The organism is Rhizobium sp. NPDC090279 (genome assembly GCF_044769665.1).
Classification (GTDB): Bacteria; Pseudomonadota; Alphaproteobacteria; order Rhizobiales; family Rhizobiaceae; genus Rhizobium.
This window is the reverse complement of the sequence record NZ_JBIVYI010000002.1, coordinates 221,518-235,101: the sequence shown is the minus strand read 5'-3', so window position 1 is coordinate 235,101 and position 13,584 is coordinate 221,518. Positions and strand designations below refer to the sequence as shown.

Annotated in this window: 12 protein-coding genes; 9 read left to right on the top strand and 3 right to left on the bottom strand. The window is 62.0% G+C overall.

Going from position 1 to position 13,584, the window contains the following annotated elements; all coding sequences use genetic code 11:
• The first annotated feature begins 159 nt into the window (after positions 1 to 159).
• The 4 genes from ACIQWP_RS05180 (at position 160) to hemH (ending at position 4,257) form a co-directional block, all read left to right on the top strand.
• Complete coding sequence (locus ACIQWP_RS05180) at positions 160 to 546, top strand: hypothetical protein (protein WP_402783159.1); 387 nt, start codon at positions 160 to 162, stop codon at positions 544 to 546.
• Positions 547 to 574: 28 nt separating this feature from the next.
• Positions 575 to 898 carry a hypothetical protein gene (locus ACIQWP_RS05175; protein WP_402783157.1) on the top strand — a complete coding sequence of 108 codons (324 nt, stop codon included), beginning with the start codon at positions 575 to 577 and terminating at the stop codon, positions 896 to 898.
• A gap of 148 nt (positions 899 to 1,046) precedes the next feature.
• Positions 1,047 to 3,134, top strand: coding sequence for a 5'-nucleotidase C-terminal domain-containing protein (locus ACIQWP_RS05170; RefSeq protein WP_402783155.1), 2,088 nt, complete (start codon positions 1,047 to 1,049; stop codon positions 3,132 to 3,134).
• A 97-nt stretch (positions 3,135 to 3,231) separates the two neighbouring features.
• A complete protein-coding gene (gene hemH / locus ACIQWP_RS05165; RefSeq protein ID WP_402783153.1) occupies positions 3,232 to 4,257 on the top strand; it encodes a ferrochelatase in 1,026 nt (341 codons plus the stop codon).
• Positions 4,258 to 4,288: 31 nt separating this feature from the next.
• Here hemH and ACIQWP_RS05160 read toward each other — a convergent pair whose 3' ends face one another.
• Positions 4,289 to 5,197 carry a S1C family serine protease gene (locus ACIQWP_RS05160; RefSeq protein ID WP_402783151.1) on the bottom strand — a complete coding sequence of 303 codons (909 nt, stop codon included), beginning with the start codon at positions 5,195 to 5,197 and terminating at the stop codon, positions 4,289 to 4,291.
• A 300-nt stretch (positions 5,198 to 5,497) separates the two neighbouring features.
• Between ACIQWP_RS05160 and ACIQWP_RS05155 the strand changes: the two genes are divergently transcribed.
• Both ACIQWP_RS05155 and ACIQWP_RS05150 read left to right on the top strand, forming a co-directional pair.
• Positions 5,498 to 6,520 carry an SPFH domain-containing protein gene (locus ACIQWP_RS05155; protein ID WP_402783149.1) on the top strand — a complete coding sequence of 341 codons (1,023 nt, stop codon included), beginning with the start codon at positions 5,498 to 5,500 and terminating at the stop codon, positions 6,518 to 6,520.
• A gap of 1 nt (position 6,521) precedes the next feature.
• Positions 6,522 to 6,980: an NfeD family protein gene (locus tag ACIQWP_RS05150; RefSeq protein ID WP_402783147.1), complete on the top strand. Its 459-nt coding sequence runs from the start codon at positions 6,522 to 6,524 to the stop codon at positions 6,978 to 6,980.
• Here ACIQWP_RS05150 and ACIQWP_RS05145 read toward each other — a convergent pair whose 3' ends face one another.
• On the bottom strand, positions 6,981 to 7,976 hold the full coding sequence (locus tag ACIQWP_RS05145) for an SIS domain-containing protein (protein WP_402783145.1): 996 nt from the start codon (positions 7,974 to 7,976) through the stop codon (positions 6,981 to 6,983). It lies immediately after the preceding gene.
• 198 nt (positions 7,977 to 8,174) lie between these two features.
• Here ACIQWP_RS05145 and ACIQWP_RS05140 point away from each other — a divergent pair, with 198 nt between their 5' ends.
• Complete coding sequence (locus ACIQWP_RS05140) at positions 8,175 to 9,692, top strand: outer membrane beta-barrel protein (protein WP_402783143.1); 1,518 nt, start codon at positions 8,175 to 8,177, stop codon at positions 9,690 to 9,692.
• Between the two features lie 93 nt (positions 9,693 to 9,785).
• Here the strand turns inward: ACIQWP_RS05140 and galU are convergent, their stop codons facing one another.
• Complete coding sequence (galU, locus tag ACIQWP_RS05135; protein ID WP_402783141.1) at positions 9,786 to 10,673, bottom strand: UTP--glucose-1-phosphate uridylyltransferase GalU; 888 nt, start codon at positions 10,671 to 10,673, stop codon at positions 9,786 to 9,788.
• Between the two features lie 203 nt (positions 10,674 to 10,876).
• Here galU and ACIQWP_RS05130 point away from each other — a divergent pair, with 203 nt between their 5' ends.
• Positions 10,877 to 12,100 carry a lytic murein transglycosylase gene (locus ACIQWP_RS05130; RefSeq protein WP_402783139.1) on the top strand — a complete coding sequence of 408 codons (1,224 nt, stop codon included), beginning with the start codon at positions 10,877 to 10,879 and terminating at the stop codon, positions 12,098 to 12,100.
• 82 nt (positions 12,101 to 12,182) lie between these two features.
• Entirely contained in the window at positions 12,183 to 13,373 is a 1,191-nt protein-coding gene (locus tag ACIQWP_RS05125) for a DUF459 domain-containing protein (protein ID WP_402783137.1), read from the top strand.
• Positions 13,374 to 13,584: the final 211 nt, after the last annotated feature.

The following is a 13,584-nucleotide window of genomic DNA, read 5'->3' as shown; positions in this document are numbered from 1 at the left end:
TAAGCTTCGAATGCCCGCACAGGTCGTGCGGGCATTTTTGTTACGCAAGCCAGATAAATCAAGCAGATCGCCTGTGAAGCCTTGCTTTAGCCCGATGGTCGCGCCATCTTCCTTGCAACCGATGCGCCTTTAGTCCGCCCCTATTCGCGGGAGATATTTATGAAGATGAGAACCGCTCTTGCCCTCCTCGCTGCCGCGGCAGCTTTGTCCGCCTGCGTCGATTTCGGCGGATCGAGACCACCGCCGATGGCGATGAACCCCGGCGCTCAGCCGCGGACGAACTCGGTGGAAGGCAGCTGGGCTGATTCGAATGGCCTGAGTTCGACTTTCAACGCCGGCCGATTCGAAACGCATACCACGGACGGCACGAACCAGCAGATGGCCTCGGGAACCTATACGACCGATCCGTCAGGCGTGATCCAGATCAATCTCTATTCGAACATCAAGCGCAGCTCGTCGAAGGTCAACTGCTTCCTCGCCAATCCGAGCCAGCTCAACTGCACCTCCGAAACCGGCGGCCACTTCTCGCTCAACCGCCAGGGCTGATAGGGTCCAGATGGACGGATAAGGCATCATGCGCGCCATCTTGGTCCTCTATCTGGCGCTTGTCGCGGCATTGCCCGTCGCCCTCCTGGCGACGGTGCTCCCGGTCAACAGCTATCGGGCCCAGGGCATCGAGGCCCTCGATTGCGACGGGCCGGCGGGTGTTCTCCTCTTCGCTCTGCCCGCTTTGCTCCTCTACGGCGCGGGCGCTATCCTGCTCTACCGAAAGCGGAATCGGCGCCTTCATCTTGTCGCCTCACTCTGCTGCCTGCTCGTCTTCCTTGCCGTCGGCTGGAATGCCGTCGCGGCGCTGCGCGAATCTCATGGTGCGGCCTCCGTTGAAGCCTGCGCCTGATCCGGCGGCCCATTCCGCCGCTTTGTAAAATCCTAATGAAGCCAACAGCTTTTGCTTGCGCTCGCCACGCCGGGATGAAAACATCTGCGCGGGGGACCGCCGTGGGGGCACTGGCGGGCCGGATAGCAATGACCAACAGGAGAGACAGATGAAGCAGCCCTTCGGAGTGGGTCTTTTGTCCGCCACGCTGCTGGCGCTCAGCACCAGCGCCGCCTTCGCGGACTATCAGCTCAACATCCTGCACTTCAACGATTTCCATTCACGCGTCGAATCGATCAACAAGTTCGATGCCAGCTGCTCTGCAGCCGAAGAAGCCAAGAACGAATGCTTCGGCGGCGCAGCCCGGCTGAAGACGGCGATCGACCAGCGCCGTACCGCCCTTGCCGGCCAGAACGTGGTGGTTCTCGATGCCGGCGACAATTTCCAGGGCTCCCTGTTCTACACCACCTACAAGGGGGCGGCCGAAGTCGAATTCCTCAACGACATGAAGATCGACGCCATGACGGTCGGCAATCACGAATTCGACGACGGCGAAGGCCCGCTTGCCGCCTTCCTCGACAAGGCGCAATTCCCGGTCGTAACCGCCAATCTGGTGGTCGACGATCAGTCCAAGCTCGGCAACCGCATCAAGAAATCGATCGTCCTCGACATCGGCGGCCAGAAGATCGGCATTGTTGGCGCCGTGACGACCGAGACGCCGGAGCTTGCCTCTCCCGGCCCGCATGTGAAGATCACCGACGATGCCGCCGCCATCAGCGCCGAAGTCGACGCGCTGAAATCGCAGGGCGTCAACAAGATCATTGCGCTCACCCATGTCGGCTATCCCCGCGATGTCGAAAAGATCGCCAAGATCGCTGGCGTCAGCGTCGTCGTCGGCGGCCACTCGCACACGCTGCTGTCCAATACCGACCCGAAGGCAGCCGGCCCCTATCCGACCATGGTCGACAACCCCGCGGGCTATAAGGTGCCCGTCGTACAGGCCGCCTCCTACGGCAAGTATCTCGGCGATCTTGTCGTTACTTTCGACGATAACGGTGCCGTCAAGGATGCCAAGGGCGACCCGATCCTGCTCGATTCTTCCATCAAACCAGATCCGGCGATTGCCGCGCGCGTTCAGGAGATGGCAAAGCCGATCGAGGAACTGCGCAAGAAGGTGATCGGCAATTCGCAAGGTCCGATCGAAGGCGCGCGCGAAGTCTGCCGTGTGCAGGAATGCTCGATGGGCAATCTCGTTGCCGACGCGATCCTCGACCGCACCAAGGCGCAGGGTATTTCCATCGCCATCCAGAACGGCGGCGGCCTGCGCGCCTCCATCGGCGCCGGCGACGTCTCGATGGGCGATGTTCTCACAGTGCTACCCTTCCAGAACACGGTCGCGACCTTTCAATTGACGGGCGCGGATGTGAAGGCGGCGCTTGAAAACGGCCTCAGCCAGATCGACGACGGTGCCGGCCGCTTCCCGCAGGTTGCCGGCCTCAAATACAGCTTCGACAAGTCGAAGCCGCCGGGCAGCCGGCTGGTCTCTGTCGATGTACAGGAAGGCACGGAATTCAAGCCGATCGACCCGGAAAAGACCTATGGCGTCGTCAGCAACAACTACATGCGCGCCGGCGGCGACGGCTACACCGTCTTCGCGAAAGACGGCAAGAATGCCTATGACTTCGGCCCCAATCTGGAATCGGTCGTTGCCGACTATCTCGGGGCGCACAATCCCTACAAGCCCTATACCGACGGCCGCATAACCCAGGTTGCCGCCGCAGCGGCAACCGCACAGCCGGAGCCGGCAAAGCCCGCCGATACCACGCAGCAGGCCGCGCCCGAGCAAAAGCCGGCCCCTGCTGCCGCTGCCGCTGCCGATAGCGGCGCTGTCTCGTCCACAGCAACACCGCCAGCCTCTTCGGCTCCCGCGGCGGCCACACCAAGCACGACCACGCCGGCAAACCCGACGGCTACGCCGTCCGCTCCGGCAAAGTCGGACCCGGCGCAATCGACTTCAGCCCCGGCTGTCTCCGCACCGGCGGCCACGGCTCCGGCCGCAGTGGCGCCGGAAGCCAAGGTCAGCGAACCGCCGAAGACACCGGCGACGCATGTTGTCGTCGCCGGCGACACGCTGTGGGATCTCGCCAAGACCTATTATGGCAACGCCCGGCAATGGCGCAAAATCGTGGCCGCCAACCGCAACATCAAGCCGCATCATCTATCGGTCGGCGAAAAGTTGAGGATTCCGGCCAAGTAAGGACGATTTGTCTCGCATGAGAGGGCCGGTCCGGGCTTTCCCGGGCCGGTTTTTGTTCCTATGTGAAGTGCTTCGTTTCGCTCAGAGGGTATGATTGATGACAGCAGAAGTCGCGACCGGCCAAACACAACAAAAATCCGGCAAGATCGGCGTCCTCCTCGTCAACCTCGGCACCCCCGACGGCACCGACTACACATCGATGCGGCGCTATCTGCGCGAATTCCTGACCGACCAGCGGGTAATCGAATGGTCGCGCTGGAAATGGTATCCGATCCTCTTCGGCATCGTCCTCAACACCCGGCCGCAGAAAGTCGGCAAGGCCTATGAGACGATCTGGAACAAGGAGAAGAACGAAAGCTTCCTGCGTACCTACACCCGCAACCAGTCCGACCTCATGGCGGCGCGCCTGGCGGATTTGCCTGATGTGATCGTCGATTGGGCGATGCGTTACGGTACGCCGTCGATCGGCGAGCGTATCCAGGCACTGCAGGATCGCGGCTGCGACCGTATCGTGCTCTTTCCGCTCTATCCGCAATATGCGGCGGCAACGACCGCCACGGTCAACGACAAGGCATTCGAGAAACTGGTGAAGATGCGTTGGCAGCCGGCCCTGCGCACCGTGCCGGACTACCATACCGATCCGACCTATATCGAGGCACTCGCCAATTCCATCACCCGACATCTGGCGACGCTCGACTGGCAGCCGGAAAAGATCCTCGCCTCCTTCCACGGCATCCCGCTTTCCTATTCGCAGAAGGGCGACCCCTATTACGGCCAATGCATCGAAACCGGCCGCCTGCTGCGCGAAAAGCTCGGACTTACCGAGGATCGGTTCATGGTTACTTTCCAGTCCCGTTTCGGCCCGGAGGAATGGCTGCAGCCCTACACCGACAAGACGGTGGAGCAGCTCGCCAAGGATGGCACCAAGCGCATCGCCGTGCTCAATCCCGGCTTCGTCTCCGACTGCCTGGAGACGCTGGAGGAGATCGCCGAACAGGCCGCCGAATCCTTCCATCACAATGGCGGCGAGAAATTTGCGCACATCCCCTGTCTCAACGACAGCGAAGACGGCATGAACGTGCTGGAAAAGGTCGTGCGGCGGGAGCTGCTCGGCTGGGCCTGACGAGTTCGCCGGGATTGACCCGGCGACCGCTTTACTGAAGCTGCGGCTTCCTGAGGAAACTGCCGCGATCGGCGGATTTGATGCGCAGCCAGGCCTCCCGGCCGTCGCGCAGCACCCGCATCGGTATCTCGGCGCCGGCCGGACCGCTCTGCCAGACCTTGCGGTAGAAATCGGCGAGCCCGTCGACCTCCCCGTCGCGGATTTCCGAAATGACATCGCCCCGGCGTAACCCCGCCTTGGCGGCCGGGCCGCCTTCGGTGACGCTCATGACGACGACCTCGCCATTGCTTTCGGCCGAGAAGGCGCCGAGCCAGGGCCGCGGCGGCTTGTTGACGCGACCGCGCTTGACCAGATCATCGAGGATCGGCATCAGAATGTTGATCGGCACGATCATGTTGATATCGGCGCTGTCGCCGTTCTGCGTCGCCATCTGCAGATGCAGCGAGCCGATGCCGAGAAGCTTGCCGTCCTCGTCGACAAGCGCCGCTCCGCCCCAAGAGGGGTGTGCGGGTGCCGTGAAGATCGCCTCGTCGAGCAGATATTCCCAATAGCCGGCAAACTCCTGCTTGGCGACGATCTTCGCCTCGACGAACTGGCCAATCCCGTCGGCGACGACGACTTCATCGCCGATCTCGGCCTTGTTGGTGTCGCCAAATTCCAGGGCGGGCACATCGAGCGGCCCGAGCGCCTGGACGAGGCCGAACCCCGTTTCCTGATCGTAAGCGAGCGCATGGCCGGGCACGACTCGGCCGCTACTGGTCGTCAGCCAGACCTCATCCGCTTCGGTAATCAGGTAACCGATCGTCAGCACCAGGCCATTGCCCCGAATGACCACGCCACTGCCTTCCCTGCGGGTGCCGAGTGTTGCGGCGGTAAAGGCATCTTCCGGAATTGAGGCGTGCACGGCCACAACCGACCGCAAGGTCCTATCTAAGTTCATAGCTTCACCCTGATGATGCGAAGTGGCTTGGCCCGAAAGGCTGCGTGGCAGCGGAGCCGGAAATTTCCATATAAGGTATGAAGATCAATCGCCGGGCGCAAGACCCAGACGGCGATTGGTTGAGCGGTCTCGCGGCAAAGTGCCCGCTGTAGCCCCATTCCTCACTTGCCGAGAACATGCTAACCCACCACATCTGATTGAGCTGCCGCCTCATGGGCTCGACCGAGCGTATGGAGGCCGAACGGCAGCGATTTACGCGACGCGAGCCTGCTAAGGCGGGCGCGTCCATGGAGGAATTCAATGGTAGTCGGTGGTTTCAGTATCGTTGTGGTTGCCCTGGTGGTCTTGGTCATCCTGGTGCTGTTCGCCGGGATCAAGACGGTGCCGCAGGGCTATCGCTACACCGTCCAGCGCTTCGGCCGCTATATCCGCACCCTGGAGCCGGGACTTAACCTGATCGTGCCCTTCATCGAAACGATCGGCATGCGGATGAACGTGATGGAGCAGGTGTTGGCCGTGCCGACGCAGGAGGTCATCACCAAGGACAATGCCAGCATCTCCGCCGATGCGGTCGCCTTTTTCCAGGTGCTGAACGCGGCTCAGGCCGCCTATCAGATCACCAACCTGGAAAGCGCGATCCTCAACCTTACCAAGACCAATATTCGCTCGGTCATGGGCTCGATGGACCTGGATGAGCTGCTATCCAACCGCGATGCCATCAACGAACGGCTCTTGCGCGTGGTCGATGAGGCCGTCGAGCCCTGGGGCATCAAGGTGACGCGCGTTGAAATCAAGGACATTCAGCCGCCGAAGGACCTGGTCGACGCCATGGGCCGGCAGATGAAGGCGGAGCGCGAAAAGCGCGCACAGGTTCTGGAGGCCGAGGGCCTGCGCAATGCGCAGATCCTCCGCGCCGAAGGCGCCAAGCAGGCCGCCGTGCTGCAGGCCGAAGGCCAGCGCGAGGCGGCGTTTCGCAATGCCGAGGCCCGTGAACGCCTGGCGGAAGCGGAAGCCAAGGCAACCCGCGTGGTCTCCGAGGCCATCGCCGAAGGCAACGTCCAGGCCATCAATTACTTCGTCGCGCAGAAGTACACCGAAGCCCTGACCGCAATCGGCTCGGCCAACAATTCGAAGATCGTGCTGATGCCGATGGAGGCGAGCTCTCTCATCGGTTCGCTCGGCGGCATCGGCGCCATCGCCCGCGAAGTCTTCGGCGACAATGGCGACGGCAATGGCACGCCGCAACCTCTGCGGCCACGGCCCGGCCCTGGCCCGGCTCGCACCACGCCGTCGATCAATCCGCTGACGTCGAGGGAGACTTGAGATGTTCGACAACCTCATCGTCGAACTTGGCCCCTGGAGCTGGTGGCTCGTCGGTCTGGTGCTGCTTGCCGCCGAATTGATCCTGCCGGGCTTCTTCCTGGTCTGGATCGGGCTCGCCGGCATCATCGTCGGCGCCTTGTCGCTTCTGTTCTGGGAGAACAGCTTCTGGATCTGGCAGGTGCAGGGGCTGGTCTTCGCCGCAACCGCCGTCATCGTCACGCTCATCGGCCGCCGCTATCTCTATAACAACAACCAGGTCACGGACGAACCGTTCCTGAACCAGCGCGGCGCCAGCCTGGTGGGGCGCACGGCAACCCTCGACCAGCCGATCGCGGAAGGCCGGGGGCGCATTCGCCTGAACGATACCTATTGGACGGTCAACGGTCCGGACCTGCCTGTTGGTACCCGCGTCAAAGTCGTCGCCAGCAACGGTCGCGACCTCACGGTCGAACCGGTCTGATCAGGCGACGCCGATCCGCAGCAGATCGTGGAAGTGTACGAGACCGATCGGTCGGCGCTCATTGTCGACAACAATCAGCGCCGAGATATTGTGGCGATTGAGCACGGCCATGGCGCTGGTCGCCAGCGTCGTTTCCTTGACCGTCTTCGGATTAGGGGTCATCACATCATCCACCAGCTTTTCGGCAAGGCTGGCGCCGAGGTTGCGGGCGATATCGCCATCGGTGACGATGCCGCACAGGCAACCGTTGTCATCGATCACCCCGACGCAGCCAAACCGCATCTTCGATAGCGTCATCGCCGCCTCCGGCATGCCGGTTCCGAGCTTGACCAGCGGCACGCGGTCGCCCTTGTGCATGATATCGGCGACATGCGAGAGGCTGGCGCCCAGCTTGCCGCCGGGATGGAAGGTGCGGAAATCCTCGGCCGAGAAGCCCCGTGCCTCGAGCAGAGCCACGGTCAGCGCATCGCCGATGGCAAGCTGCAGCAGCGTCGACGTTGTCGGCGCCAGCCCGTGCGGGCAGGCTTCCTGCTCCTTGGGCAGCAGCAAGACCACATCCGATTCGCGTGCAAGCGTGGAGGTCTCGCCGGCGGTGATGGCAATCATCGGGATTGAGAAGCGGCGGGAATAGCTGATGATGCCGCGCAACTCGGCGCTCTCGCCGCCCCAGGATATGGCGATGATGACATCGTCCTGCGTGATCATGCCGAGATCGCCGTGATTGGCTTCGACCGGATGCACGAAGAAAGCCGGCGTCCCGGTGGACGCCAGGCTCGCGGCGAGCTTGTTGCCGATATGGCCGCTCTTGCCGACACCGGTGATGACGACACGCCCGCTGATGTCGCCGATGAGCTCCACCGCGCGGCTGAAGGGCTCGGCCAAACCGTTGGTCAGCGCGCGTTCCAGCGCCTCCATGCCCCGCCTTTCGGTCTCGATCGTTCGCATCGCGGATTCGATCGCACCGTTCTCGATGAGTCTTACAGCTCTCTTGTTCATGAGCGAGGCCTAACGCTTTTCTGCAAATCTGTCCATCAAAGATCGACTTATGGCGATGGCGACGGTCTGCAACACCCTGGCGACAAATATTATCGAACCCTTTCTTGTCGCCATAGCTTGGCAACCAAGCGTTAACCACGCGGCTTTACACTTGAGTAAGAATTTAGGTCATTTCCAGCAGGGTCAGATACAGACAACATGGGCATCGGCAAGGACAAGGCGGGTCATGGTGCCCTCCGGCTGACGGCATGGGCGACCTCCGCCGTGCTTGGCTGGGGTATCGCATTCGCCGCGCCACTGCAGGCCAATGCGCAATCATTACCGCCCGACCAGACCCTCGACGACACTTTGCCGGCCTCGACATCGGCGTCCCCAACCGATCCGAATGCCGCACCTGGAACCAACGCCCAGGCAGGCGCATCGGCAAACCAGACATCGACCTCCAGCGACACGCCGCTGAACACGCCGCTGCGCCTTACTGGCATCGACCCCACAACGACCGGCTCGACGCTGGATAACGATCTGCGCCGCGTGAATATACAGGAACCCACCGTCGACGGCCTGAAGGCTCGCCAGCATCCGGATCGCGCAGACGTCCAGGGCATACCGCTCGGCACCTTCACTCTGAAGCCTTCGATCAACCAGTCGATCAATGTCGAACGCGATCGCACCGGCGACAGCAAGGACAATCGCGGCTTCCTGCAGACCGACCTGCGCAGCACCCTGACATCGGATTGGGATCGCCACGCCCTGACCGTCACTGGCGAAGGCGTCTGGCAGAAGAACATCAGCGGCACGGGCGAAGAAAAGCCGACCATCAACCTCAATGCCGACCTGCGTCTCGATCTTCCCGCCGACACGACCGCGCATATCACCGCCGGCTATCAATTCTACCGCGAGGACACCAGCGATCCGAATGCGATCGCCGGCGCCGCAAAGCAGTCCGCCGTCAATCAGTACACGGCGGGGCTCTCGCTGGAGCGCGATTTCGGCCTGCTGCGCGGCACGACGGCCGTGGCGCTGACACGCAGCGTCTATTCCGACGCCGTACTCTCCGACGGGACGACGGTGACGCTTAGCGACCGCAACCAGACGGCCGGAACCTGGCGCGGACGCATTGGCTATGAACTCTCGCCGGCCATCATCCCCTTTGTCGAAGTCAATCTCGGCCGTGCCGTCTACGACCAGACGCGCGACGGCAACGGCTATGCCCGCTCGAACCAGAGCTACGGCGGCAAGGGCGGCGTCGAGTTCGACCTCGGCGAAAAATTCAAGGGCGAGCTCGGCTTCGGCTACCAGCACACGCAATTCGACGATTCGCGCCTCGCCTCGGTCGATTCGCCGACGATCGACGGCAGTCTCGCCTGGTCGCCGCAGCGCGGCACCGATATCAGCGTCGGCCTTTCGACCACGGTCCAGCCATCCACCACGGCCGGTCTCAGCGGCTATACCGCTTACCAGCTCACGAGCACGATCAGCCATCAGCTGCGCGACGACCTCACGGCCAAGCTGACGGGGGGGCCGATCTGGCGCAATTACCCCTCCAATGGCCGTGCCGCCGACGAGGTCGAATACGACGCGGCTTTCGGGCTGACCTGGGGCATCAACCGCTATCTCGATCTGACCAGCAATGTCGGCTATCAGCTGACGACCCGAGATGTCGGCGACAGCACACGCCAGTTCCAGGCCGGCCTCGGATTGACGGTCAAGCGCTGATCGCGTCCTTCGCCTAAACCCACTCTTCCGCCCAAAGGAATTGAGGCCCGGCATGTGCCGGGCCTCAACATTTCTACCGAAAGGTTCGAGCGCCTATTTCAAGGCTGCGATCAACGCCTTGAACTCGTCCTCAATGGTCGGGCGGATATCGGCGCGCGCCAAGGCGAAAGCGACGTTGGCGAGGATGAAACCATCCTTTGCACCACAGTCGAAGGTCTGGCCCTGGAAGTGATAGCCGGCGAAATCCTGCGTCTTGGCAAGCTTCAGCATGCCGTCCGTCAGCTGGATCTCGTTGCCGGCGCCGCGCTCCTGGCTTTCCAGGATACGGAAGATTTCCGGCTGCAGGATATAGCGGCCGTTGATGAAGAAGTTCGACGGGGCCGTGCCCTTGGCCGGCTTCTCGACCATTTCGGTGATGCGGAAACCGTTGCCGATCGTCTCGCCGACGCCGACGATACCGTATTTATGGGTCTGGTCCGGCGCGCATTCCTCGACGGCGATGACGTTGCCGCCGCTGTGCTCGTAAAGCTCGATCATGCCCTTCATGCAGCCCTTTTCAGCGCGCATGACCATGTCTGGCAGCAGCAGCGCAAAAGGCTCGTCGCCGACGATCTCGCGGGCGCACCAAACGGCGTGACCGAGACCGAGCGGCTCCTGCTGGCGCGTGAAGCTGGCCGTGCCGGCTTTCGGCAGCAGGCCGTTCAGCAGCGACAGTTCGGCGTTCTTGTTGCGCTGGCGCAGTGTGTGCTCGAGCTCGAACTGGATGTCGAAGTAATCTTCGATGACGTGCTTGCTGCGACCCGTGACGAACACGAAATGCTCGATGCCGGCTTCCATCGCCTCGTCGACGACGTATTGAATTACCGGCTTGTCCACGACGGTCAGCATTTCCTTCGGCACCGCCTTGGTCGCCGGCAAGAACCGCGTCCCTAGCCCGGCGACTGGAAATACTGCCTTACGAACCTTCTTATGCTGTCCCACTCATACCTCCTGGGCATCAAATCAGTTGGCACTAGGCCATTCTAAAGGTCAGTAGATTAAATTTGCTACTGTTTTGCAAATAATGACTGAACCACACTTCCATGGTAAAGAATTTGTTGACTTCGTTCGTTTAGCGTCACGCATGGGCCGATGCTACGCGCATCGCCGCACCGAAATCCAACAATTGATGGACAAGGCTGTAGATGACCGTAAACCGCAAAAACTCCCTTCGTGGTCTCGCTCTGGCGCTCGCGCTCGGCGCCTTCGCGGGATTCCTTCCCGTTAACGCCAATGCTGACCCTGGGTTCCAAAAATGGATTGCGGGCTTTTACGCTACCGCCGCTAAGAGCGGTATCACGCAATCGACCTATCGCAATGCATTTGCCGGCGTGACGGACCCAGACCCCACGGTCCTCGAAAAGGCGCAGTATCAACCGGAATTCAAGTCCCAAGTCTGGGATTACCTCGACTCCCGTGTCAATCCCTATACGATTGATATTGGCCGCAAGATGGCGGTTAAATACGGGTCGACGCTGCGCACGCTCGAACAGCATTTCGGCGTGGATCGCAACATCATGCTGGCCATCTGGTCGATGGAATCGAATTACGGCGCCGTTCTCGCCAAGAACGATCGGCTGCATTATGTGCCGCAAGCGCTCGCAACGCTTGCCTATGCCGATCCGAAACGCGCCAATTATGCCAAGAAGCAGCTCATCGCCGCGCTGAAGATCCTGCAGAAGGGCGATATCTCGCGCAAGGATCTGAATGGTTCCTGGGCCGGCGCCATGGGGCATACGCAGTTCATCCCCACCAGCTATCTGCTCTATGCCGTCGATGCCGATGGCAGTGGCCATGCCGATATCTGGAACTCCATTCCGGACGCATTGGCGACGACGGCCAATCTTCTCGCCAAGAACGGCTGGGATACCGGACGCACCTGGGGCTATGAAGTGGTCGTGCCACCCGGCGGCGGCGCTCAGGCCGGCAAGACCCATACGATCGCGCAGTGGGCGGCTCTCGGCTTTACGCGTCCCAACGGCAAGGGCTTTCGCATGACCTCCGACCGCGCGCAGTTGAAGATGCCCGGCGGACCCGATGGTCCCGGCTTCCTGATGACCGGCAACTTCTTCACCATCAAGCGCTACAACGCTTCCGACAGCTATGCGCTCGCCGTCGGGCTGCTCGCGGATCAGATCGCCGGCTATGGCGGCATGCAGCAGTCCTGGCCGCGCCCCAGCGGCACGCTCGACGTCAAGCAGAAGTTCGAGCTGCAGACGCGTCTGAAGGAGCTCGGCTATTATGATGGCGTGGTCGACGGCAATTTCGGATCGGGCTCGAAAGCTGCGATATCAGCCGTTCAGCAGCGCATGGGCATGGATGCGGATGGCGAACCGTCCATGAACCTGTTGAACGCGTTGCGCAAATAGGCCGCCGCCATTAACCGGATCTTGGATCGCTGGACGGCAGAGACGTCCCTTGAGACCATGGGCGGTGAGCGGAAATGACACGATGACAAAGAGACCTGCCCCCGCGACCATGGCAACCTTCAGGACGATTTTCACGGCGCTGCTCGCCGTCGTCATCGCGCTCGGCAGCCTTTCGAATGTGGCCGAGGCCCAGGAGCGGCCCCGCAGAAACCTGTTTGACATGCTGTTCGGCACTCGCGAGCCCGATTATCCGGACCAGCCGGCCGAACAACCGCCACCGCGGCGCAAGGTGCAGCCGAAGAAGCGGCCAGCCCCGCCGTCACGTCAGCCGGTCGTCCAGCCGGAAACACCGCCGCCGGCCGAAAAGCTGCCCGATGCCAAGACAATCCTCGTCGTCGGCGATTTTCTGGCAAGCGGCCTGGCAACGGGGTTGGAAGATGCCTTCTCCACCTCGCCCGGCGTCGTCATCCAGGCGCGCGGCAATGTCGCCTCCGGTCTCGTGCGGCAGGATTACTACAACTGGCCGCAGCAATTGCCCGGGATGATCGACCAGCTGAAACCGGCCATGGTCGTCGTCATGATCGGCGCCAACGACCGCCAGCAGATGATCGGCGACGGGCTCAACGAGAAATACGGCACCGACCCGTGGTTTCTCGCCTATGAGGAGCGCGTGCAGCAATTCGCCAAACTAGTGACGGGCCGCCACATTCCTCTGCTCTGGGTCGGACTGCCCTCCTTCGGCTCCGACCAGCTGACCGCCAGCGCGGTCAAGCTCAATCAGGTCTACCAGAGCCAGATGACCAGCGTCGGCGGCGAATTCATCGACATATGGGACGGATTTACCGACCAGAACGGCGAGTTCATCGTCACGGGCTCCGATATCAACGGCCAGCAGGTCCGGTTGAGAACGGCTGACGGCGTCAACCTGACGGCCGCAGGCAAGCGCAAGGTCGCCTTCTATCTCGAGAAGTCGGCACGCCGGATCTTGGGCGATCAGGCAAGCCCCGACATCACGCGCCTGGATACGGGCAATCCGCTACCGGCACAACAAGCCAACCTTCCCGGCACGGAATCTGAGAAGATCACCCGCACGCAGCCGATAAGCCTCTCCGATCCCGATCTCGACGGCGGCTCGCAGCTTCTGGGCAGCACGCCCGCCCCTGCCGTAGTGACATCATCGCCCCGCGATCTTCTGGTCGAGAAAGGCCTGATGGACCCGGCGCCGGTCGGTCGCGTGGACGATTATCGTCTGCCGGGATCGGCGGCGCGATAGGTGTCGCCGACGCGGTTTGACATCGCTGCAACCCGCCAATAGAAGACTTGCATGAGCACCAAAAGCGCAGATCATATCGATCGTAACCGCACCTGCCCGCAGGTTGCGATTTTGCGCGCTTTCTCCGGCCGAGGTCTCCGCGTCCAGTCGTGACGGCCGGAGCGTTTGGCGTGTCCGGCGGCGGCTGGACGTAAAGCCTTCACCTCAAGAC